This window comes from Niveispirillum fermenti, assembly GCF_048066175.1.
GTDB lineage: Bacteria > Pseudomonadota > Alphaproteobacteria > Azospirillales > Azospirillaceae > Niveispirillum > Niveispirillum fermenti.
Genome location: NZ_JBLTXA010000056.1, coordinates 1 through 21,415, shown reverse-complemented (window position 1 = coordinate 21,415; position 21,415 = coordinate 1). Strand labels below are relative to the sequence as shown.

The 21,415-nt window shown below is 60.5% G+C and carries 23 protein-coding genes; 18 read left to right on the top strand and 5 right to left on the bottom strand.

The features are described from left to right. Nucleotides 1–21 precede the first annotated feature (21 nt). The gene (locus tag ACM9LZ_RS24690) at nt 22–291 is read right to left on the bottom strand and encodes a hypothetical protein (RefSeq protein ID WP_416622170.1); all 270 of its coding nucleotides are present in this window, start codon (nt 289–291) and stop codon (nt 22–24) included. A gap of 105 nt (nt 292–396) precedes the next feature. Here ACM9LZ_RS24690 and ACM9LZ_RS24685 point away from each other — a divergent pair, with 105 nt between their 5' ends. Together ACM9LZ_RS24685 and ACM9LZ_RS24680 are read left to right on the top strand one after the other, a co-directional pair. Continuing rightward, nucleotides 397–1,617: an NnrS family protein gene (locus tag ACM9LZ_RS24685; RefSeq protein ID WP_416622167.1), complete on the top strand. Its 1,221-nt coding sequence runs from the start codon at nt 397–399 to the stop codon at nt 1,615–1,617. A gap of 70 nt (nt 1,618–1,687) precedes the next feature. Beyond that, nucleotides 1,688–2,395: a Crp/Fnr family transcriptional regulator gene (locus tag ACM9LZ_RS24680; RefSeq protein ID WP_416622166.1), complete on the top strand. Its 708-nt coding sequence runs from the start codon at nt 1,688–1,690 to the stop codon at nt 2,393–2,395. A gap of 1 nt (nt 2,396) precedes the next feature. On the opposite strand, the gene ACM9LZ_RS24675 is transcribed toward ACM9LZ_RS24680, so the two are convergent. Next, nucleotides 2,397–3,107, bottom strand: coding sequence for a cyclic nucleotide-binding domain-containing protein (locus ACM9LZ_RS24675; protein WP_416622165.1), 711 nt, complete (start codon nt 3,105–3,107; stop codon nt 2,397–2,399). A 1,024-nt stretch (nt 3,108–4,131) separates the two neighbouring features. On the opposite strand from ACM9LZ_RS24675, the gene ACM9LZ_RS24670 reads away from it, so the two are divergent. From ACM9LZ_RS24670 to ACM9LZ_RS24605, 14 genes are all read left to right on the top strand, one after another. Beyond that, complete coding sequence (locus ACM9LZ_RS24670) at nt 4,132–6,339, top strand: 4Fe-4S binding protein (protein ID WP_416622164.1); 2,208 nt, start codon at nt 4,132–4,134, stop codon at nt 6,337–6,339. A 56-nt stretch (nt 6,340–6,395) separates the two neighbouring features. Then, the gene (gene nosZ, locus ACM9LZ_RS24665; RefSeq protein ID WP_416622169.1) at nt 6,396–8,327 is read left to right on the top strand and encodes a TAT-dependent nitrous-oxide reductase; all 1,932 of its coding nucleotides are present in this window, start codon (nt 6,396–6,398) and stop codon (nt 8,325–8,327) included. An 85-nt stretch (nt 8,328–8,412) separates the two neighbouring features. Beyond that, entirely contained in the window at nt 8,413–9,768 is a 1,356-nt protein-coding gene (locus ACM9LZ_RS24660; RefSeq protein ID WP_416622163.1) for a nitrous oxide reductase family maturation protein NosD, read from the top strand. Beyond that, nucleotides 9,765–10,688, top strand: a complete 924-nt coding sequence (locus ACM9LZ_RS24655; protein ID WP_416622162.1) for an ABC transporter ATP-binding protein — start codon at nt 9,765–9,767, stop codon at nt 10,686–10,688. The genes ACM9LZ_RS24660 and ACM9LZ_RS24655 overlap by 4 nt, the downstream gene beginning before the upstream one ends. After that, complete coding sequence (locus ACM9LZ_RS24650) at nt 10,685–11,512, top strand: ABC transporter permease (RefSeq protein ID WP_416622161.1); 828 nt, start codon at nt 10,685–10,687, stop codon at nt 11,510–11,512. Before ACM9LZ_RS24655 ends, ACM9LZ_RS24650 begins: the two co-directional genes overlap by 4 nt. Then, nucleotides 11,509–12,054, top strand: coding sequence for a nitrous oxide reductase accessory protein NosL (locus ACM9LZ_RS24645; protein WP_416622160.1), 546 nt, complete (start codon nt 11,509–11,511; stop codon nt 12,052–12,054). Before ACM9LZ_RS24650 ends, ACM9LZ_RS24645 begins: the two co-directional genes overlap by 4 nt. Next, nucleotides 12,044–12,997, top strand: a complete 954-nt coding sequence (locus tag ACM9LZ_RS24640) for an FAD:protein FMN transferase (RefSeq protein ID WP_416622159.1) — start codon at nt 12,044–12,046, stop codon at nt 12,995–12,997. Before ACM9LZ_RS24645 ends, ACM9LZ_RS24640 begins: the two co-directional genes overlap by 11 nt. Before the next feature lie 65 nt (nt 12,998–13,062). Further along, on the top strand, nt 13,063–13,503 hold the full coding sequence (locus tag ACM9LZ_RS24635; RefSeq protein ID WP_416622158.1) for a pseudoazurin: 441 nt from the start codon (nt 13,063–13,065) through the stop codon (nt 13,501–13,503). 281 nt (nt 13,504–13,784) lie between these two features. Then, a complete protein-coding gene (napE, locus tag ACM9LZ_RS24630) occupies nt 13,785–13,943 on the top strand; it encodes a periplasmic nitrate reductase, NapE protein (protein ID WP_416622157.1) in 159 nt (52 codons plus the stop codon). A gap of 14 nt (nt 13,944–13,957) precedes the next feature. Beyond that, nucleotides 13,958–14,248 (top strand): 4Fe-4S dicluster domain-containing protein, encoded by a 291-nt coding sequence (locus ACM9LZ_RS24625; RefSeq protein ID WP_416622156.1) that lies wholly within the window; start codon nt 13,958–13,960, stop codon nt 14,246–14,248. Further along, nucleotides 14,245–14,520, top strand: a complete 276-nt coding sequence (locus ACM9LZ_RS24620; RefSeq protein ID WP_416622155.1) for a chaperone NapD — start codon at nt 14,245–14,247, stop codon at nt 14,518–14,520. The genes ACM9LZ_RS24625 and ACM9LZ_RS24620 overlap by 4 nt, the downstream gene beginning before the upstream one ends. Beyond that, complete coding sequence (gene napA, locus ACM9LZ_RS24615; RefSeq protein ID WP_416622154.1) at nt 14,511–17,012, top strand: nitrate reductase catalytic subunit NapA; 2,502 nt, start codon at nt 14,511–14,513, stop codon at nt 17,010–17,012. Before ACM9LZ_RS24620 ends, napA begins: the two co-directional genes overlap by 10 nt. Before the next feature lie 3 nt (nt 17,013–17,015). After that, a complete protein-coding gene (locus tag ACM9LZ_RS24610; protein ID WP_416622153.1) occupies nt 17,016–17,549 on the top strand; it encodes a nitrate reductase cytochrome c-type subunit in 534 nt (177 codons plus the stop codon). Then, nucleotides 17,549–18,178, top strand: coding sequence for a NapC/NirT family cytochrome c (locus ACM9LZ_RS24605; RefSeq protein ID WP_416622168.1), 630 nt, complete (start codon nt 17,549–17,551; stop codon nt 18,176–18,178). The genes ACM9LZ_RS24610 and ACM9LZ_RS24605 overlap by 1 nt, the downstream gene beginning before the upstream one ends. Nucleotides 18,179–18,751: 573 nt before the next feature. Here ACM9LZ_RS24605 and ACM9LZ_RS24600 read toward each other — a convergent pair. Genes ACM9LZ_RS24600 through ACM9LZ_RS24590 form a run of 3 tightly spaced genes read right to left on the bottom strand, consistent with a single transcriptional unit; the run spans nt 18,752 to nt 20,060 of the window. Further along, entirely contained in the window at nt 18,752–19,063 is a 312-nt protein-coding gene (locus ACM9LZ_RS24600; protein WP_416622152.1) for a DUF736 domain-containing protein, read from the bottom strand. Nucleotides 19,064–19,097: 34 nt separating this feature from the next. Further along, the gene (locus ACM9LZ_RS24595) at nt 19,098–19,358 is read right to left on the bottom strand and encodes a DUF2274 domain-containing protein (protein ID WP_416622151.1); all 261 of its coding nucleotides are present in this window, start codon (nt 19,356–19,358) and stop codon (nt 19,098–19,100) included. 3 nt (nt 19,359–19,361) lie between these two features. Continuing rightward, the gene (locus tag ACM9LZ_RS24590) at nt 19,362–20,060 is read right to left on the bottom strand and encodes a TraB/TrbI/VirB10 family type IV secretion system protein (RefSeq protein WP_416622150.1); all 699 of its coding nucleotides are present in this window, start codon (nt 20,058–20,060) and stop codon (nt 19,362–19,364) included. Nucleotides 20,061–20,269: 209 nt separating this feature from the next. On the opposite strand from ACM9LZ_RS24590, the gene ACM9LZ_RS24585 reads away from it, so the two are divergent. Next, nucleotides 20,270–20,530, top strand: a complete 261-nt coding sequence (locus ACM9LZ_RS24585; RefSeq protein WP_465123052.1) for an arsenic resistance protein — start codon at nt 20,270–20,272, stop codon at nt 20,528–20,530. A gap of 605 nt (nt 20,531–21,135) precedes the next feature. After that, nucleotides 21,136–21,415: hypothetical protein (locus ACM9LZ_RS24580; protein WP_416622149.1), on the top strand; the 280-nt coding region annotated here is incomplete at its 3' end.

The window sequence follows — 21,415 nt, the reverse complement described above, 5'->3', positions numbered from 1 at the left end:
GGCCCCTGTTTGGCCAGACAGTCAGGCGGTTTCACGATAGGTCGTTATGAACTCGCAGGGCGAGCGCATTTTGAGGTCAGGAATGGGGGTGGAAGCGGCGACCGCGCGAGGCAAGATCGGCTTTTGTTGAGCGCGACTTTTCCGCCGCTTCGCGCAGGATTTCTGCTTCCAGTACCTTGCGGCCGACCTGACGCGGGACGAAAACGCCTGATTGAAAGGAGGAAGCGTCGTCATTGCCATAACTGCCTTTTTTGCAACAACCGATGCATTAACAGACAGCCACTTCTTCACGAGCGGTCCTCCACTACTTTCGGCCAGCACAAAAATGCCTTGTGTTTGTGCCAACGCAAAGACCGATTTTGGTCAAAGACGTACCAAAGCTCGTACTGCACTTAGTTGATCGAAGCCGCCATGACCGCTCATTTCGAAGATATGTCGCATCTCCGGCCCTCCCGCTTTGCCCTGTTCGCCTACGGGTTCAGGCCGTTCTTTCTGGTTGCCGGACTACATGCCATCATCATGCTGACCATCTGGCTGGCTGTGCTGTTGACGGGTCGCTGGCCCGATGGCCTGGGGAGTCCGGCGGCATGGCACGGGCATGAGATGTTGTTCGGCTTCGCGGCGGCAGCCATCGCGGGCTTCCTGCTGACGGCAGTGCCGAACTGGACCGGCGAGCGCGGCTATGCTGGGAGTCGGTTGGTTGCACTTGTCGGCCTATGGCTGGCTGGTCGCGTTGCATTAAATCCTCTCATCCCCCTGCCCATCTTGCCGGCGGCCATCATCGACTTGGCCTTCTTCCCCGCGCTTTGCGCCATGGTGCTGCCCTCCATCGTCAAGGCCCGCAACCGCCGCAACTATATATTGCTGCTAGTGCTGATCACGCTGACCCTGGCTAGCGCCCAGTATCATGTCGACCGGCTGGGCTGGCTTCCGGGGGCCTGGGAGCGGGGCCGGACACTGGCCATCGACATGCTGCTGCTGATGGTGGCGCTGATCGGTGGGCGTATCGTGCCATCGTTTACGAGCAGCACCTTGAAGCGGATCGGATGCAAGACAGAAATCCCCACCTTCGGATGGTTCGATCGTGCCGCCCTGGCCACGCTGGTCCTGTTAGCTCTTGCCGACTTGATGCAGCCCGAAGGAACTATGCCGGGTATAGCATCGCTGATGGCGAGCATCGCGCATGCGGCAAGGCTGGCCCGTTGGCGCGGGCTGCGAACGCTGTCGCAGCCGATCCTCTGGGTGTTGCATCTGGCCTATGCTTGGATTCCGGTCGGCCTGCTGCTGAAGTCCTCTTGGTTGCTCACCGGCGCAGAGATCGGACAGGGGTGGATCCACGCCCTGACCGCTGGTGCTTTCGCTACCATGATCCTGGCCGTCATGACACGGGCGGCTCTGGGCCATACCGGCCGCGATATCGTGGCTGCCCGGCCGACCGTCGCCGCCTATCTACTGCTGACCCTGGCGGCCCTGGTTCGGGTGCTGGCGCCGGTCCTGCCAGACGCTGGCTTAGCCTATGACGTGGCCGGGGGCAGTTGGTTGCTTTCCTTCCTGCTGTACCTTCTGGTTTATGCTCCCATCCTGGTGACACGACGCGCTGACGGGCGGCCGGGATGAACTGGTCTGGTGTGAACGTAGCCGTCGGGCCTATGGTGTGCCTTCCCATAATGGCGCCAAGGCGGACCCGATGGAAAAACTTAAACCCGACCCCTCGCTGCTTAAACCCATGCGCATGTTCACGGGGCTGGATGCCGATACCCTGCGTGTGGTGATGGACAAGGCGCAGGCCCGACGCGTTGCCAAAGGCAGCATCGTCTTCAAACAAGGCGATAGTGCCACCACTTGCCATGCTCTGGTGGACGGGCGCATCAAGATCCAGCAGGCAGGGTCCGATGGACAGCAGGTGGTGGTGCAGTTCGTGGGACCCGGGGAGATGTATGGCACGTTGGCCATGTTCCTGTCGGGCTATCCAGGCGATGCCCTGGCCGTGACCGACAGTGTCGACCTGATGTGGTCCGTTGAGACGATGAAGGCACTGATGCTGGCTTATCCTCAGATCGCCATGAACACCATGGCCATGCTGGGCGATCGGCTGGAAGACCTGCAGACCCGTGTACGGCAATTGTCCACCCAACGTGTGGAGCGCCGCGTCGCCTATGCGCTGCTGCGTCTGGCACGTCAGGCCGGACGCGAAGTATCGGCAGGCGTGGAGATCAGCTTCCCCCTCACGCGCCAGGATCTCGCGGAAATGACGGGCACAACGCTGCACACAGTCAGTCGCATCCTCTCCTCATGGGAGAATGGGGGCATTACGGCCGGCGGGCGGCAACAGATCGTAGTGATCAAGCCTGACAGCTTGGTGGCCATCGCGGAGGACCTGCACCTTCCGGCATGACCTATTCGGTCAGGGACAGCGGCCCGTCGGATGCGTCGATCAGGGGATCGGGCCTGGAAAAGGCGACCAGCCTTTCACGGTCTTGGATCAATACGCGGTTGCCCTGTGTCGACAACCCGTGAGCACGCAAGGTTGAAAACGCGCGCGACAGGTTCTCCGCCGTCATCCCCAGCCGCGACGCCAGGGTACGCTTATCGAATGGCAGCAGAACCTCGTCAGCTGCCCCCGCCAAGCCCAGCACATAACAGCCCAATCTCTGAACACCGGTGCGCAGTTTCAGATTCTTGATCTGCCGAACCAAGCGACGGAAATGCTGAGCCAATTCTGCCATGACGGGGGCGGAAAGATCGGGGTCGGCCGCCACGGCACGGCGGAATATCTCTGCGTCCAGCAACAGCACGCGCGAGGGAAGAAATGTCCGTGCCGACATCAGATAGGGCGCCCCCGTCAGAGCAGCGGCCAGGATGAAACTGTCGACGGGGAACAACGTCTCGACCACAGCCTCGTTCTCATCATGGTCGCGGGCGAACAGCTCAACGCCACCTTCCAGCAACACCATAAGGAAATCGGCCTGGTCCCCTTCCCGGAACAGCAGGGTGCCACGCGGATAGCGCTGCAGCGACCCACGCGGCACCAACGCTGCGAGTTGGTCCTCCGTCACCTTGCCGAACATAGGAAGGCTGCGCATCAGGGTCAGGTCTTCAGATCTCATGGCCGGACTGGGAATGGTAAGGTGGATAGTGACGGATCGATGCCGATCATCAGATAGAGGCAGGATACCAGCAGCAGGAAGTCAGCATAGGAACACGCCCCGGCCGACGTCAACCATCCCTGGCCATGGCCGCCATGTCACGAGGCGACGGCCGCAGCCATCGCCTCGGTGGAGAATCTTGGAAACAGGGCATAGTCTTCCAGCTAAACATGTTCCTCTGCCTCCTGCGTAACATGCCGGAGCTGGCTATGCACGCTCTCCACACGTTGCGACAGGTGAAGAGGTTCGTCCAGGTCCCGCCGGGTCTGGTATGGAACCATCCCAAGATCAATGACACCAAGATCGCATCGAACAGGTCAGCCAGCGTTGCGGCGGCGGTGGGCACGGTAGCATCGACATACGAAATGGGCAGGGGCAACAACGAGATGGTCTCTTGCTCCATCGAAGCCGGCACTGCACGGGATAGGTCAGCCGCCGCAGTGCCCACCACAACAGCCCCCATCGCGCGCGGGTAGATCGCTGAAAGACACACTGCTGACACTCGATGACGGGAAAAGCCCTTTCAGACGGTCCAGCAGCCGTTCCGGCGGTAATGCGTCGGGGCAATCCTTGATGGCGCAAATGATGGAGCCGTCGGCTTGTGAGCCTAGCGGGCTGTCGGGCGGCGCCAGACCGTGAGCGACATCGCGCCGAAAGTGGACAAGCTGAGTTTTCATGCTGACACCTGAGTGGAAAATTAAGGGCAACACGCCCCATGCCAGCAGAACTGGCGCCGACCTTCCTTGCGCTGGAGCAAACAACGCCGTGAAGCCCCCGCTATCGCCTCCCAGGCGGTGTAGACCTCGTATCTATTTGTCGGCGCGCAAAGAGCCAGCTGGGTTGGCGCGCTATCGGATAGTCCATCGGGAAAAGTTCGCAGATTGACGCCCCCAACACGTCAAATCAGCGAATTGATCAGGATCAAATACAGTTCCGTAGACAAAGAATATAACTTCACTGTCATGATGATTGGAGTGCTTGACAAATGTCAATGCCGTCGTTGACTTTTTTGAATTTACGTTCTGGCCTGAGTTTATCTTTGGCCATATTATTTATTTTACTGTCACTCACATTATTCTCATCATCGTCGTATTCTAAAGATTTCCGCATCGACACCTACCTTGACAAGGTTCAACCCAGTGACCTTTTCCCGGATGGAGAGCGTTTCGGCCCCCGCAGCGAACGGGCCCCGGCCTATTCCGTCTTTAAGGGCGAAACACTGCTGGGCTACGCCTATCTCTCCAGCGATCTTGTCGACACAACGGGCTATTCCGGGCGACCGATCGACGTGATGGTCGGGTTGACCGCCGAGGGCGTAATCAAGGGCGCCAAGCTGGTCGGCCATCACGAGCCCATCGTGCTGGTCGGCATACCCGTGGCGAGGGTGGAGGCCTTTATCCAGGGCTATGTCGGGCGCAACGTCTTCGACCCGCAATTGACCAACGGCGCCAAGCCACCGGTTGATATCGTGTCGGGCGCCACGGTCACGGTCATGGTGATTGGCGACAGCCTGTTGCGATCAGGCCGCAAGTTGTCACAGATATTGACGCGTGCAACCCTCCAATCATCGACATCCCCGACCCGTCAGATCGATAAAAGCCGCCAGGACCAGGCAGATTGGGAGACCCTGGTCGGCGATGGCTCGCTGCGTCGGCTGGTGTTGAGCGTGGCGGACATCAACGCTGCCTTTACCCGCTCCGGCAATGCGGCCGCCGCCGCTCGGCCGGAACCCGGCCCCGATGATGACAGCTTTATTGAGCTTTATGCCGGGCTCGCCACCATCCCGACCATCGGCCGCAACCTGCTGGGGGATGCGGAATACGAGGCGCTACGTGCCCGACTGAAGCCTGGCCAGCAGGCCCTGCTGATCGCCAGCCGGGGCCGCTATTCCTTCAAGGGATCTGGCTATGTGCGCGGTGGCATTTTCGACCGGATCGAACTGATCCAGGGAGAAGCCAGCACCCGCTTTCGCGACAAGAACCATCGGCGAATAGGCTCCCTGATCGCGGCGGGCGCACCAAACCTTCCGGAGATCGCGTTGTTCACGATCCCCGACAACATGGCGTTCGACCCAACCCAGCCTTGGCGGCTGCAATTGCTGGTACAACGGGCCACGGCCGCGCTGGACAAGAGCTTCGTCACCTTCGACCTGGGTTACATCCCACCGGAGAAATACCTGACAGCCGCTCCGGCCACCATAAGCCCTCCTCCGGCCTCCGCTGCGCAGGTCGATGCACTGGCGGACATGCCGCTGTGGCAACGCGTCTGGGACAACCGCCGGGTGGATATCGTGCTGACAGCATTGGCCGTCCTGGCGGTCACAGCCATCTTCTTCTTTCAGGATGCTCTGGTTCGCCGGCCAAAGCTGTATGAGCGCACGCGCATCTCCGTCCTGCTGTTCACGCTGCTCTATCTTGGTTGGTATGCCCATGCACAGCTTTCCGTCGTCAATGTCCTGACCTTCGTGGACGCCATGCGTCACGATTTCCGCTGGGACTATTTCATGATGGATCCACTGCTGTTCATTCTGTGGTTTTCGGTGACGGCGTCACTGCTGTTCTGGGGCCGTGGCGCGTTCTGTGGCTGGCTGTGCCCGTTTGGCGCCTTGCAGGAGTTATCCAACAAATTGGCGAGAAAGCTGCGGGTGCCGCAGGTGAAGGTGCCGTTCGCTATACACGAACGGCTTTGGCCGCTGAAATACATCATCTTCATGGTGATCTTTGGCCTGTCGCTGCACAGTCTCGCCGACGCAGAGCGCGCCGCGGAGGTGGAACCATTCAAAACGGCCATCATCCTGCATTTCATCCGCGACTGGTGGTATGTGATCTTTGCCGTCGCCTTGCTGCTGGCCGGCCTGTTCATCGAACGCTTCTTCTGCCGCTATCTTTGCCCGCTGGGGGCTGCATTGGCCATTCCAGGCCGCGTTCGAATGTTCAACTGGCTTCGCCGCTACCGCGAATGCGGCAACCCGTGCCATCGTTGCGCCATCGAATGCCCGGTACAGGCCATACATCCTGACGGCCGTATCAATCCCAATGAATGCATTCAATGCCTGCATTGCCAGGTCCTCTACAACCACACCCAGATCTGTCCGGTGGTGGTGGCGCGGTTGAAGAAGGCCGAACGCCAAGCCGCCGTAATGACCAGCGATCCCAGGCGCGCCAAGTATCCGGTGCCGCCGGCGACCCTCTGATCCCCCCTTTTTTTCACTCCCCCGTGCGATCACGGGACAACACACGGAGCCGAGAGATGTCGGAGTATATCGATACGATACAGGGAATGAACCGCCGCTCCCTGCTGGGCGGGACCGCCAAGGCCGCGACGCTTGCAGGCTTGGGAGCCGCCATGGGCGCAGGCGCCACGGGCGGCTTGCTGCTGGCCCCCGGCGCCGCTGACGCCGCCACCAGCGGCAGGAATAGTACAGAGGTGAAACCCGGCGATCTGGACGAATATTATGTTTTCCATTCTGGCGGCCAGTCGGGGGAAATTCGCATCATGGGCGTGCCTTCCATGCGCGAATTCATGCGCATTCCCGTCTTCAACCGTTGTTCAGCCACCGGATGGGGGCTAACCAATGAAAGCCGCAAAATTCTCACGGAAGGTCTGTTGCCGGAAACCAGGAAATTTCTGGAAAAGCGCGGTGGCACCTATCTGAACGGCGATCTACACCACCCACACATGTCCTTCACCGACGGCACATATGACGGGCGCTATCTGTTCTGCAATGACAAGGCCAATACCCGTGTGGCGCGCGTGCGCTGCGACATCATGAAGGTCGATAAGGTTATTGAAATTCCCAACGCCGCCGCCATCCATGGCCTGCGTCTGCAGAAATATCCACGTACGGGCTACATCTTCGCCAATGGCGAACAGCGGGTACCCACCCCCAATGACGGGCGCGACCTCAATGACCCCAAGAAATACCGCTCTCATTTCAGCGCCATCGACGGCGATACGATGAAGGTCGCCTGGCAGATCTGGGTGGATGGCAATCTCGACAATACGGAGGCGGATTATCAGGGCAAATATGCCATGTCCACCTGCTACAACTCGGAAGAGGGCGTGACCCTGGCGGAAATGACCGCTAACGAGCAGGATTGGCTGGTCGTCTTCAATCTCAAGCGGATCGAAGCTGCTGTGAAGGCCGGCAAGGCCCAGATGATAAACGGGGTACCTGTGCTCGACGGGCGCAAGGGTTCCCCCTACACTCGCTACATCCCCGTTCCGAACAGCCCGCATGGCATCAACATGGCGCCTGACGGCATCCATGCCACTGCCAACGGCAAGTTGTCACCTACCGCCACCGTGTTCGACGTGCGTAGGTTCGATGATCTTTTCGACGATAAGATCAAACCGCGTGACACGGTGGTAGCGGAACCGCAGTTGGGTCTCGGCCCCCTGCACACGGCCTATGACGGGCGTGGCAACGCCTACACCACGCTGTTCCTGGACAGCCAGGTGGTGAAATGGAACATCGAAGCCGCCAAGCGTGCCTACAAGGGGGAGCAGGTGTCCCCCATTGTCCAGAAGCTGGATGTGCACTACCAGCCCGGCCACCTGCATTCATCCATGGGGCAGACCAAGGAGGCCGACGGAAAGTGGCTGATGGTGCTGAACAAATTCTCCAAGGACCGGTTCCTGAATGTTGGGCCGCTGAAGCCGGAAAACGATCAACTCATTGATATTTCTGGCGACGAGATGAAGCTGGTCCATGACGGCCCCACCTTCGCTGAACCGCATGATACACTGATCGTCCACCGCTCCAAGGTGAACCCGCGCAACATCTATGACCGCGCAGACCCCATGTTTGCCGACGCCGTGAAGCAGGCTGCCGCCGACGGTGTGACGCTGGAGACCGACACCAAACTGGTCCGCGACGGCAACAAGGTGCGCGTCTATATGTACTCCTCCGCCCCTGCCTTTGGGCTGGAGGAATTCACGGTCCGCCAGGGTGACGAGGTGACAGTCTACGTCACCAACATTGATGATGTTGACGACCTGACCCACGGCTTCACCCTGACCAACCATGGCATCGCCATGGAGATCGGGCCGCAGCAGACGTCCTCCGTCACCTTCACGGCCGATCGTGCTGGTGTCTACTGGTACTATTGCCAGTGGTTCTGCCACGCCCTGCATATGGAAATGGGCGGCCGCATGATCGTTGAGCCGAAGAGCGCCTGACCACCGCCTTCTGGCCTCGACGATACCGTTCCCGCCCGGGACATCGGGCGGGAACGGCCCACCCTAATCCCCGCAGGATCATCCCTTGTCCCCACGCATCCTCATCCTGGCAGCGGCATGTCTCTTTGCCGTCCCCGCACCTGCCGCCACCTTGGCAGTGAAACCGGGAGGACTGACCGCGGCCATGGCGCAGGCCCGGCCGGGTGACGTGCTGCGACTGCTGCCGGGCACCCATCCGGGGCCGGTACGGGTGGACCTGACCTTGACGCTGACGGCCGACCCGGGCGCCGTTATTGATGGCGGCGGTCAGGGCAACAGCCTGATCGTCACGGCCCCCAGGGTCGTCCTGCGCGGATTGGAAATCCGTAATTCCGGCAGCAGCCTGTTCGACCAGAACGCCGGAATCTTCCTGGACAAGGGAGCCACAGCAACCGTGGTGGAGGGTAACCATCTGGTCGGTAACCTGATCGGCATCTATGATTGGGGAGCAGCCGAGGTCGTTATCCGCGACAACCACATCATTGGCCGCAGCGACCTCCGCCTGTCCGAGCGCGGTAACGGCATCCAGCTCTGGAACGCGCCGGGCACGAGGGTAATTGGCAACCGAGTGGAGGGAGGGCGCGACGGCATCTTTGTCACCACCTCCCACCATAATCTGTTCCAGGACAACCGCTTTACCGGTGTCCGCTTCGCTATCCACTACATGTATACCAACGACAGCGAGGTCTCCGGCAATCTGTCGGAGGGCAACCATGTCGGCTACGCCATCATGTATTCGCAGCGCTTAACAGTGCGCGACAACATCTCCCGCCACGACCGGTTGCACGGACTACTGCTGAACTACACCAATGGTTCTCAGATCAGCGGTAACATCATTGACGGGCGGTTTCCCGAGCTTCGCACAGCGGCCGGGACCGAAGAGTCAGGCGATCGAGACATGCCGGCCGACGACCTGGATCCCACTGCCCCGCGTACTGGCACAGGCAAATGCGTCTTCATCTACAATGCCAACAAGAACCGGCTGACGGGTAACCGTTTCTCCGGCTGTGAGATCGGTGTGCATTTCACGGCGGGTTCGGAACGCAACATCATCGCCGGCAATGCCTTTGTCGCCAACCGTACCCAGGTGAAATATGTTGGCACCCGCGCGTTGGACTGGTCAGACGCTGGCCGGGGCAATTTCTGGAGTGACAATGCGGCCTTTGACCTGGATGGCGATGGCATTGCCGATGAACCCTATCGCCCCAACGATGTCGTAGACCGCATCATCTGGGCTCACCCGCAGGCCAAGCTGCTGCTGAACAGCCCCGGCATCCAGATGATCCGCTGGGCGCAGAAGCAGTTCCCGGCCCTGCATCCCGGCGGCGTAACCGACAGCGCCCCGCTGATGACCGATCCCGTTGCCCTTCCAGCCCCCACTAAGCAGGAGGCTTCTCCATGAACGACCAGCCAACCGTCGAGGCGCGCGGACTTGCCAAGCATTACGGGGGCAAGCGCGCCGTGCACAACCTGGACCTGACCTTGATACCCGGCGAATGCGTTGCCCTGGTCGGTCATAATGGCGCAGGCAAAAGCTCCCTGATCAAGCTGATGCTGGGGCTGACATACCGCGATGCCGGTCAATTATCTGTGCTGGGTCACGACCCAGCCGGGCGGGCTGCAGCCGGCATGCGCCGCCGGATCGGCTTCCTGCCGGAAAACGTGGCCCTGCATCCCGGCATGACGGGTCACGAATGCCTGGACTTCTATGCGCGGCTGAAAGGCGTGACGCCAGCCGGCAATGCAGCGCTGTTAGCCCGTGTCGGGCTGCCGGAGGCGGCATCTCGGCAGAGGATTTCTACATATTCCAAGGGCATGCGACAGCGTCTGGGCTTAGCCCAGGCACTGTTGGGTGACCCGCGCCTGCTGTTCCTTGACGAACCCACGACGGGTCTGGACCCGGCGCTGCGCCAAGGATTTTATGCCATCGTGCGGGAATTGCGTGATCAGGGCGTGACCATCCTGCTGTGTAGCCACGCCCTGACGGAGTTGGAAGGTCAGGCTGACCGGGTCGTGGTGATGAACCGGGGATGCAAGGTGGCGGAAGGCAGCCTGGATACGCTGCGCATGCTGGCCGATCTGCCCCAACGCCTGACCGTGACCCTGCAGACTGCCGAGGCTGCGACCCGGCTCTGTGCTCTTCATCGCCTAGCTCTACCGGTAGACGGCAGGCATCGCGTCAACATTCCCTGCGAGCGGTCGCGCAAGCTGGAACTGATCCGCACCCTGCTGGCATCGGATTCCGTAACCGACCTGGAACTGGTCCAGCCCAGCCTGGATGAGATTTACGCTCATTTCCTGTCCCGGGAGGACGCGGCTTGAGAACCATCCTGATCATCGCAGCCAAGGAAATCCGCGACGGCCTGCGCAACCGCTGGGTCGCGGCCACCACCCTTCTGATGGCAGCCCTGGCCGTGACACTCGCCTTTCTTGGCAGCGCTCCGACCGGCACGGTTGGTATTGGCCGGCTGGAGGTGACAATCGTCAGCCTGTCCAGCCTGACGATCTTCCTCCTGCCGCTGCTGGCCCTGCTGCTGTCCTTCGATGCCATTGTTGGGGAGATCGACCGCGGTACCATGTTGCTGTTGCTCAGCTATCCCGTGGCGCGCTGGCAGGCACTGCTGGGCAAATTCCTGGGCCATGTTGCCATCATCGCCTTCGCCACCATCATCGGTTATGGGATGGCGGGGTTGGTACTGCATCTGCTGGCACCGGACGGCGGAGAGCCCTGGGCTGCCTTCGCCGCGATGATCGGGTCCAGCGTGCTATTAGGGGCAGCGTTCGTTTCCATGGGTTATCTGGCCAGCACGCTTGTGCGTGACCGGGGCACCGCCGCCGGCATTGCCGTTGCCCTTTGGCTGTTGTTCGTGCTGCTGTACGACATGGGGCTGCTGGGGCTGCTGGTCGCAACCGGCGGCCAAGGGTTGGGTGAAGGATTGTTGAACACCCTTCTGTTGGCCAATCCCGCCGACGCCTACCGTCTATTCAATCTGACCGGCTTTGCCGACGTCGGTCGCCACGCTGGCATGGCCGGGCTGGCGGCACGGGCTACACTTGGCCCCCTGCCATTACTGGGTGCCCTGGCCGCCTGGACATTGGCGCCCCTGGCCCTTGCCGGCCTGGTGCTTTCACGGAGACAGATATGAAGTCCCAAATGCTTGCCGCCATGCTGCTCGGCATGGGGTTCCTGTCGGGGTGTGGCGCCGAACCGCCGCATGAGCCGCCAGTCGTTCCCGCCGCAATCACCGCCGACGCCGTTGGCCAATATTGCGGTATGAACCTGTCCGATCATCCCGGTCCCAAGGGTCAGGTGCATCTGCGTAGCCGGGGGACACCCGTCTGGCTGACATCGGTGCGTGACACTTTCGCCTTCCTGATGCTGCCGGATGAACCGAAGAATGTCCGCGCCGCCTTTGTATCCGACATGGGCGGTACCACCGGTCCGGATAAAGCCGACCCGACACGTTGGGTCGCCGTGCAGGAAGCTTGGTACGTCGCGGGGGCAGAGGCGCCGGCCGCCATGACGGGAGCGGAACTTTACCCCTTTTCCAAGGAAGCCGACGCCCGAGACTTCATCCATGTTTATGGCGGGCAGCTTCGCCGCTTCGCCGACATCCGGCCCGACGATGTACTCGGTGGCGATATGGAGACATCCTCTATTTCACAAGGAGGGTCAGATGCGCGCTGACCGCCGCCGATTCCTGACCATTGCCGCAGCCGCATCGGGAGCCGCCCTCCTGCCTTCCTCTCGCGTTCTGGCCGGGGACGGCATTCGCCGTTGGCAGGGCACGGCCCTGGGTGCCGATGCGAGCCTCCAACTCGTTGGTTTGAGTGAGCGCATGGCAGATCGACTGGTTGAACGTTGTCTGCAGGAAGTGACACGCCTGGAAAGGGCGCTCAGCCTCTTCCGTCCCGATAGCGCCCTTGTCCAACTGAACCACAAAGGCCGGCTTGACGCGCCGCCCGCCGATCTGGTGCGCGTAATGCAGGAGGCGGTAACCTACGGCCATCTGACAGATGGCGCCTTCGACATTACGACGCAGCCGCTGTGGACGTTGTACGCTGAACATTTCGCAACGAACGGTGCTGATGCTGCGGGACCACCGGTCTCTGCCGTGGCAGCGGTGCAGGCACTGATCGATTTCCGCGCCGTAGAGGTGGAACCGTCACGCATCACTTTCGCCAGACCAGGCATGGCCGTCACGTTGAACGGCATTGCCCAGGGCTATATCACCGATCGTATCGCCGAGCTGTTGTTGAATGAAGGGCTTAGCGACGTCCTGGTGGATATGGGGGAAGTCCGGGCCCTCGGCCGGCATCCCGCGGGCCGACCCTGGCGCGTATCGATACGACAGGTCAACAATGACGGCCCGTCATTGGATCTGACCGGCGCACTCGCCACTTCCGCCACCAACGGCACTTGCTTCGACCCCGGAGGGCGCTTCGGCCATATTCTCGATCCGCGAAGCGGCCGTCCCGCTCCCGGCCCACGCCAAGTCAGCGTGCGGGCCGGCACGGCCAGCCGTGCTGATGCATTGTCCACCGCGTTCCTCCTGATGCCGCCATCAGCCGCAGCAGGACTGGCCGGGCAGCTGGGTGGCATCACCCTGATCCCGCAAGCGGCTGTTTGACCGGCCGACTACCCCAATGGCCGTCAGCGGCGGCCGGTTTTCCTCCTGACCAAGGATGTTTTGACATGCGTCTGCTACTGCTTTTCCTGGCCTTCTTCGCCAACGCCCTCTCCCTGTCGGCGGCTTCGGCCGCCCAGCATGAGATCAAGGCCCTGAATAAGGGGACCGACGGCATGATGGTTTTCGAACCCGCGTTGATAAGGGCGGCTCCCGGCGACACCATCACATTTACCATTACGGACAAAGGACACAATGCGCAGGCCATCACCGGGTTGTTGCCGCCAGGAGCTGAGACCTTCGCTGGCGAGATCAACAAGAGCTACACAATCACCGTCAAGGCCCCCGGACTCTATGGCGTGGAATGCAAACCTCATTACCCCATGGGCATGGTAGCGCTGATTGTGGTCGGTGATGGCAAGGTCAACTTGGATGCAGTCAAAGCGGCCAAATTGCCCGGGAAGGCCAAGGAGCGCATGGGTAAGCTACTGACTGAGGCCGGATACTAACGACGCGGGCTGCGGCGGGTGGACATACCCGCCGCCCCACGCTCACTTCGCCATCGGCCAGAGAAAATACTCATTCTTGATTACTTTATCTGTCCATAATTGACTTTTATCAATTATGGACAATGAATTTATCAAATTTCAAATTAACTTAGAATCGTTATCAGATGATCTCTGCTCATATTTTCTGTATACATCATCATGGACTTGATCCAGATCAACGCTCGCCAGTCATTATTCGCCACATTGGTTTCCCAAGCAAACAATCTTGCTGGCAGGATGTCATGAGCGCCCTTCCCAAATCGGAAAGCAGAAGAATGGAATTTCTGACTTTCCTCTTCCTCGCCTTCGTACTGGTTCCCGTCCTCTCCATTGGCGTGGTCGGTGCCTACGGCTTTGCCGTCTGGATGTACCAGCTTGTCGCCGGCCCACCGGGCATATGAGGGAAGGCCACCTGATGGAACAATCTCTTTCCCGCCGCACGCTGTTCACCCGCGTGGCCTCTACCGCGCCGCAATCCGCCACGCGACTGGCCGTTATCGCTAGCACGTGTCTGGCGGAAAATGGTGCCTATTGCCGGACTTGTGCCGAAACCTGCCCGGAAGGGGCCATCCGCTTCCATCTGTTGCCGCGCGGGCGGGCGCGGGCAGATGTCGAGACCGACCGCTGCACCGGCTGTGGCGACTGCTTGGCCTCCTGTCCGGTTGACGCCGTCAAACTGACGGGCGAGGTGGAGCCATGTACGTGAGCGGTGAAAGCCATATTTCCAGCGTCATCGTCCACGCCCGCCCCGATACCGTGGCGGACCTGTCACGCCATCTGTTGGCGTTGAGTTGCGAAATCGTCCCCACCCAAGGGGACGCCAGTCGTCTGATCGTGCTGATCGAGCGTTCCAGCACCCGTGCCGTGGCCGAGGCTCTGGACGCCATCAATGCCCTGCCCGGTGTCTACAGCGCCTTGCCCGTCTACCACCATGCCGAACAAACGGCAGCCCTCGCGGAGCCGATGCCATGCCCCTGACCCGACGCGACTATCTGAAGGCCCAGGCGGCAGCGACCGCTGCGGCCACTGCCGGCCTGACCCTGCAGTCCGGTGCCACGCAATTGCCTGCAGGCCTGGATGCGAAGATGAAATGGTCCAAGGCCCCCTGTCGCTTCTGCGGCACAGGCTGTTCCGTCATGGTCGGCGTGAAGGATGGACAGATCGTTGCCACCCACGGCGATCAAAAGGCGGAGGTCAATCGCGGCCTGAACTGTGTGAAGGGCTATTTCCTGTCCAAGATCATCTATGGACGGGATCGGCTGACCACACCCCTGCTGCGGATGAAGAATGGTCGGTATGACAAGGATGGTGATTTCACCCCGGTCACTTGGGATCGGGCCTTCGATATCATGGCCGAGAAGTGGAAGGCCACGCTGAAAACCAAGGGGCCGGAAGCCATCGGCATGTTCGGTTCCGGTCAATGGACGGTGCATGAGGGGTATGCCGCATCCAAGCTGATGAAGGCTGGCTTCCGTTCCAATAATATCGACCCCAACGCACGCCATTGCATGGCATCCGCCGTCGGTGGCTTCATGCGCACCTTCGGTATCGACGAACCCATGGGCTGCTACGACGATATCGAAGCCGCCGATGCCTTCGTCCTGTGGGGCAGCAACATGGCGGAGATGCACCCCATCCTGTGGACCCGCGTCACCGATCGCCGCTTATCCAATCCGGACGTCAAGGTGGCCGTGCTGTCGACCTTCGAACACCGGTCGTTCGAGTTGGCGGACATCCCCATGGTGTTCACGCCGCAAACCGATCTTGCGATCCTGAATTATATTGCCAACCACATCATCCAGACCGGGCGGGTGAACCAAGAATTCGTGGATAAGCACACCTTGTTCGTGAAGGGCCGCACCGATATCGGGTACGGGCTGCGTCCCGACAATCCGCTGGAAATGGCGGCCAAGAACGCCGCCAAGGCCAATGAATCCGACCCGATCAGCTTCGCCGAATATGCGGCCTTCGTTGCCCCCTACACGCTGGAGAAGGTTGCGGCACAATCGGGCGTGCCGGCGGCCCGACTGAAGGCGCTGGCAGAACTTTACGCCGACCCGAAGATCAAGGTCACCAGCTTTTGGACCATGGGGTTCAATCAGCATACGCGCGGTGTCTGGGCGAACAACCTCGTCTACAACATCCACCTGTTGACCGGAAAGATCTCGGAGCCGGGTAACAGCCCCTTTTCCCTGACCGGCCAGCCCAGCGCCTGCGGCACTGCGCGTGAGGTGGGCACTTTCTCCCATCGTCTGCCGGCCGATATGGTGGTGACCAACCCCGAGCACCGTGCCCACGCCGAACATCTGTGGAAACTGCCGGAGGGCACCATCCCGGCGAAGCCCGGCTTCCACGCCGTCCTGCAAGATCGGATGCTGAAGGACGGCAAGTTGAACTGCTACTGGGTGCAGGTGAACAACAACATGCAGGCCGCTCCCAATTCCGGGAACGAGACCTGGCCCGGATACCGCAATCCGGATAATTTCATCGTCGTATCGGACGCCTATCCCACCGTCACCACCATGGCCGCTGATCTGGTCCTGCCCGCCGCCATGTGGGTTGAAAAGGAAGGGGCGTATGGCAATGCCGAACGCCGCACCCAGGTCTGGCATCAATTGGTGGACGCACCCGGCGACGCAAAGTCCGACCTCTGGCAATTGGTGGAATTCTCCAAACGGTTCAAGATGGAGGAAGTGTGGCCGGAGGAGTTGCTGGCGAAGGCACCGGAGTATCGCGGCAAGACGCTGTACGATATCCTCTACCGCAACGGGCAGGTCGACCAATTTCCCACAACCGAGTGCGATCCGGCCTATGAAAACCGGGAGGCCAAGGCGTTCGGCTTCTACCTTCAGAAGGGCCTGTTCGAGGAATATGCCAGCTTTGGCCGTGGACATGGCCATGATCTGGCTTCCTACGACACCTATCACCAAGAACGCGGCCTACGCTGGCCGGTGGTGAATGGTCAGGAAACGCGCTGGCGTTTTCGTGAAGGTAGCGATCCCTATGTACCGGCCGGCGAAGGCATCCGGTTCTATGGTTACAAGGATGGCAAAGCCCGTATCTTCGCCTTGCCCTACGAACCGCCGGCCGAAAGCCCGGATGCAGAATATCCGTTCTGGCTGAGTACGGGCCGTGTACTGGAACATTGGCATTCTGGCTCCATGACCCGCCGTGTGCCGGAACTGCACAAGGCGGTCCCGCAGGCCCTTTGCTATATGCATCCCGATGACGCCCAAGCATTGAAGGTGCGACGCGGACAGGAGGTGCTGGTGGCTTCCCGCCGAGGTGAGGTGCGGGTACGGGTGGAAACAAGGGGCCGCAACAAGCCGCCGCGCGGCCTGATATTTGTGCCCTGGTTCGATGCCGATGTGCTGATAAATCGGGTCACGCTGGATGCCACCGACCCGATCTCCAAACAGACCGATTTCAAGAAATGCGCCGTGCGCATCACACCGGTCAGGGAGGCCTGAGACATGAAAAAGCGCCAGCTCCCCTTAATCCTGGCCCTGTTGTCGGCCTTGCCTTTGCTGGCGATGCCGCTGGCCCGGCAGGCTCTGGCCACCGATCCCGTTCCCGCGGCAGCCACCACGCGCGATGTCAAGGCCAGCGGCCGTCCCGCTTTTTCCGGGGCCGATGGGTTGACCGTACAGGCGGCCCCCCCAATGCCCAAGGACGTGACAGATGATCAGCGCCGCCAACGCAATTATCCCGAACAACCACCGGTCATCCCGCATGCTGTCGTCGGTTATCAGTTGGACCTGCGCGCCAACAAATGCCTGACGTGCCACGCCCGTGAATTCACGGGCGACAGCCAGGCACCCATGATCTCCGTCACCCATTTCCAGGACCGCGATGGACAGGTCCTGGGTGCTGTTTCCACGCGCCGTTATTTCTGTCTGCAATGCCATGTGCCACAGACGGACGCGCAACCTCGCGTGGCCAATACCTTCCGCGACGTTGACAGCGTCATCCGTGGGAACGGTCCCCCAACCGGGGAGGGGAAATGATGGGTATCACTCGGCGCGTCCTGGGCTGGGCCAACATAGCCTGGGCAATCTTCAACCGCCCGGCCGGACATCTGGGTATCGGGTTCCTCACCATTGGCGGTTTCGTGGCCGGCGTGCTGTGGTGGGGCGGCTTCAACACCGCCCTGGAGATGACCAACAAGGAAGCTTTCTGCATCGGCTGCCACGAGATGCGGGAAAACCCCTATGCGGACCTGAAACAGACGATCCACTATTCCAATCGGTCCGGCGTGCGGGCAACCTGCCCCGACTGTCACGTCCCACATAACTGGACAGACAAGATTGCCCGCAAGATGCAGGCCTCCAAAGAGGTATGGGGTAAGGTTTTCGGTACGGTCGACACACCGGAAAAGTTCGAGGCCAAGCGCAAGGAACTGGCCTCCCATGAATGGGCACGGCTGAAGGCCAACAATTCGCTGGAATGCCGCAACTGCCACAGTGCGGATTCCATGGACATTACCCGCCAGGGCGCACGTGGAGCCGAAGCGCACCAGCGTTTCCTGTTCACGGGTCAAGCGACCTGCATCGATTGTCACAAGGGCATCGCCCACAGGCTTCCCGATATGACCGGCGTACCAATCTGGACGATGCCGAACGCCAGCCAAAAATGAAAACGGAAATATGAGACCGGTAGCATTTGTTTGATTTTCAGTAAATATTCTAATACGACTCCAAATTTAGATTTTGATTCTCTAAATATTACAGAATTCCATTCATCTGTTCGTGAGTTTTCATAAATACTCTACACCAATTAACGAATGCATGTTATGCAGGTCCATCTCGTCCGTGATCAGCCCTCAACAACAGGGTTCCGGCGCAGAGTCAGCTGGAACTGACTCCGTGTGGCTCCACCGGCTTTTTTGCATCATCGAATGAAACAGACGGTCAGATCGCAAAACTTGAGGGAATGGATGAAAGCTGAAGTCAGGTCGCAGTGCCGATCGGACAATGCAAACGCGGGACGGAGCGGCACTGGAAGCAGCTCATGAGCCATCCCTGCCCGCGATGTCAACCGCATGAGAGTGTGGCGCATGTGCCAGATCCAAACCATGGTGAGCATTCCGTCCCCCATGGTGCCAACAGGTTCATTCCATCCAGCCACGATTGACAGCAGCGCACATTTTAACGAATAACCAGCCTATCTCGAGTAGCTCCAAGCCCCCAAATAATCGAGCAACTTGCTGTCAGCGGCGATTCCATACAAGTTTCGCCGACATACCATCTTCACTCGGAAAGAGGGCGGCACTGAACGGACCAGCCAGCACCGGGTCATCGAAGCGGACTCGCAGATAGGAACGTGGTTCTTCCCCTGTGGTGATTGCTTCCCAGGCGTCACCGATGCGGTTGTAACCGATCAGCAGCCGGTAGGCAGGTGCATTCTCCTGGTCGCGGTTGTCGTTGGGAACTAAGCGAACCTTGGCGTTGATGGTCAGGGTCCGGATGACGCCCGTCCAGCCACCGTCCTTGGCCAGCTTGAAATGACCGATGATGCTCATGGCTCAGGCCTCTGTTGCGGTCACGGTGCCGGTATCACCTGCCTTCTGGTGCCCCCCGGCGGCGGGTGACTTCCTTGATGGGTGGCAGGTCTTCCTTGCGGGCATTGGCGTAGGCGCTGTCGCTGTTCAGGAAAGCGTCCAACATATAGGGAATCAGGTCAGCCACCGGCTCGTCCACGCCATAGGTTGCCCTATAAAGGGCGGCATAAGAAAGGAGCCGTTGGTGTAGATCCGGGCTCAGCGTGGCAGTCAGTTTCACGGGCGTGCGGTCGGGGAGCTTGGGCAGCTTCAGCATGGATCAGCCTCCTCGATAGGGGGAGAGGATCACGTCCCGCCACACGATGATGCGCAGCGGCCAGCCGGGCCGGACGGTCAAGGTGGGCTGGATGTCGAGGTTGCGCTCAACCAGGCGCTGGCCGGCGCGGTCGGCGTTCTGCTGCATGGATTCCCGGACGGCGCGGACCAGCTCGCTTTCCTGCTGCCCGAAGGTCAGTTCCGTGCCGACGCCCAGCAGGGTCGCCAGAACGATACCCTTCAGCAAGCGGCCGGTATGGAAATTCACCCGGTCGGCCAGACCCGACTGCCCCTCCGTGTCGCTGGCCGGCAGGTTGTCCAGTTGTAGCGACGAACCGTCGGGACGGATCAGCCGCTGCCAGACCAGCAGGGCACGCTCCTGCCCGAAGCTGACCCGGCTGTCATAGGTGCCGATGAGCCGGGAGCCCTGGGGGATCAGCAGGATTTGGCCGGTGACGCTGTCATGGATGTTTTCCGTCACCTGAGCCACGACCGTGCCCGGCAGGTCGGAATTCAGGCCCGTCACCAGCGCCGCAGCAATGACGCTGCCAGCCATGATCTGGTTGGGCGATACCGGCCGCTGCTCGGCGTATGGATTATAGATGCCGGCCGCGTCGGGACGGGCCAGGAAGTCCAGCTTGCGCTGCTGCGCATCCGGTTCGGCCATGGCAGCATCTGCGATGAAACTGGGGCCGGACAGCATCGCCGGATTCCGAGTTTCCGATGCGGACGGCACCGTTTCCGGCTCGCTGCGGAAGAACAGACCGGATTGTCGGGCCTGGTTCGCCTGAACCTGTTCCGGGCTCGGCTGATGCGATGGCTCCGTGGGCGGCCAGTCCGTTCCCGCACCGTGGCGTCGCTGGTGTTCCAGGATGGGGCGGCCCAGATCGCCCGGCAGCGGCGGTCCTGATCATGTTTCTGGTCAGCTTCGCCATGGGCCGGCTGATCGAAACGGACTATCCCAGGGCTACCGCCATGGCCTTCACGGCAGCGGGTAACAATTTCGAGCTGGCCATCGCGGTCGCCATCGCCGCCTTCGGGCTGGCATCCCCCGTGGCCTTCGCCGCCGTCATCGGGCCACTGGTCGAGGTGCCGGTGCTGATCCTGATGGTGCAGTTGGCGCTATGGCTAGGTCGGCGCTGGTATCCGGCCGCAGCACTGGCCAAGATGTGAACCATGTCCCGTCCGCGTACGCTGTCCGATCCGGATCACCGGCCGGCATTCAGAATTCGACGTCATGATCGGACCGCAGCGGTCACTTCGACGGACGCGCCATGCCTCACCCATGCACGCGGTGGGCTGATGGAACGGTTCGGTAAATTCTGTCGGGCCCTAAATTACTCCTGATCCGAGCCCGACCCAGTCAATGAGTAAAAATGAAAACCAAATTCATTGAATTACACCTGATCAATTCTTAAAATACTTCATTGCATATCATGTACACAACATACATGATGTAAATTCAGAAAATTCCCTATTGTCAATGCAAAAGTTAACACCGATTATGTTGTCGATCTTGCCCCCACATTCTCACACGCACATTTTGGCAGGACCGGAGATTAACTATGCTCCAAGGATGCCCTCCGCCTTTCAGCAACCCAGCAGTCCGATATCGGACGCTAGACAACCGGCTCGCAGCATTCACGCCCGCCGGGGAACTGGCACCGGCAACGATCAGCACCTATGAATCCGTGGCGCACCGCCTTCATGAACAAGCCCGGGCACTGGTACGCGCAGGCCAGGCTTGGGACCTTTGGGGGGCCTTACAAACGGTTGTCGTGGCAGGCAGCCAGTCGAAATCCACCTATTTCCAGCGCCGTGCAGCGCTCGCATGGCATGCAAGAACGGAGGGCCGTGCATTCCTTGTTAAGGCGGAACAACTTCTGCAGGTGGCGCATGCCCTTCGTAAAGGCACACACGAATATGCCGAGTTGCACGATGTGTTGGATCGCGCCGACGAGCAGATTTCAATCCTGGAATTCGTGCGAACCGTGCGGGAGACGGAGCATGGTTCCTTCGGACTGGTGCGCCCTGACCAGGGGTTTGTGAAAAGAAAGT

What these genes read in the sequence shown, in the direction of transcription:
- ACM9LZ_RS24680 (WP_416622166.1), top strand. Translation starts at nt 1,688, where the DNA reads ATGGAAAAACTTAAACCCGACCCCTCGCTGCTTAAACCCATGCGCATG.
- ACM9LZ_RS24675 (WP_416622165.1), bottom strand. Translation starts at nt 3,107, where the DNA reads ATGAGATCTGAAGACCTGACCCTGATGCGCAGCCTTCCTATGTTCGGC.
- ACM9LZ_RS24670 (WP_416622164.1), top strand. Translation starts at nt 4,132, where the DNA reads ATGTCAATGCCGTCGTTGACTTTTTTGAATTTACGTTCTGGCCTGAGT.
- nosZ (WP_416622169.1), top strand. Translation starts at nt 6,396, where the DNA reads ATGTCGGAGTATATCGATACGATACAGGGAATGAACCGCCGCTCCCTG.
- ACM9LZ_RS24655 (WP_416622162.1), top strand. Translation starts at nt 9,765, where the DNA reads ATGAACGACCAGCCAACCGTCGAGGCGCGCGGACTTGCCAAGCATTAC.
- ACM9LZ_RS24645 (WP_416622160.1), top strand. Translation starts at nt 11,509, where the DNA reads ATGAAGTCCCAAATGCTTGCCGCCATGCTGCTCGGCATGGGGTTCCTG.
- ACM9LZ_RS24640 (WP_416622159.1), top strand. Translation starts at nt 12,044, where the DNA reads ATGCGCGCTGACCGCCGCCGATTCCTGACCATTGCCGCAGCCGCATCG.
- ACM9LZ_RS24635 (WP_416622158.1), top strand. Translation starts at nt 13,063, where the DNA reads ATGCGTCTGCTACTGCTTTTCCTGGCCTTCTTCGCCAACGCCCTCTCC.
- napE (WP_416622157.1), top strand. Translation starts at nt 13,785, where the DNA reads ATGAGCGCCCTTCCCAAATCGGAAAGCAGAAGAATGGAATTTCTGACT.
- ACM9LZ_RS24625 (WP_416622156.1), top strand. Translation starts at nt 13,958, where the DNA reads ATGGAACAATCTCTTTCCCGCCGCACGCTGTTCACCCGCGTGGCCTCT.
- napA (WP_416622154.1), top strand. Translation starts at nt 14,511, where the DNA reads ATGCCCCTGACCCGACGCGACTATCTGAAGGCCCAGGCGGCAGCGACC.
- ACM9LZ_RS24610 (WP_416622153.1), top strand. Translation starts at nt 17,016, where the DNA reads ATGAAAAAGCGCCAGCTCCCCTTAATCCTGGCCCTGTTGTCGGCCTTG.
- ACM9LZ_RS24605 (WP_416622168.1), top strand. Translation starts at nt 17,549, where the DNA reads ATGGGTATCACTCGGCGCGTCCTGGGCTGGGCCAACATAGCCTGGGCA.
- ACM9LZ_RS24600 (WP_416622152.1), bottom strand. Translation starts at nt 19,063, where the DNA reads ATGAGCATCATCGGTCATTTCAAGCTGGCCAAGGACGGTGGCTGGACG.
- ACM9LZ_RS24595 (WP_416622151.1), bottom strand. Translation starts at nt 19,358, where the DNA reads ATGCTGAAGCTGCCCAAGCTCCCCGACCGCACGCCCGTGAAACTGACT.
- ACM9LZ_RS24590 (WP_416622150.1), bottom strand. Translation starts at nt 20,060, where the DNA reads ATGCTGTCCGGCCCCAGTTTCATCGCAGATGCTGCCATGGCCGAACCG.
- ACM9LZ_RS24585 (WP_465123052.1), top strand. Translation starts at nt 20,270, where the DNA reads ATGTTTCTGGTCAGCTTCGCCATGGGCCGGCTGATCGAAACGGACTAT.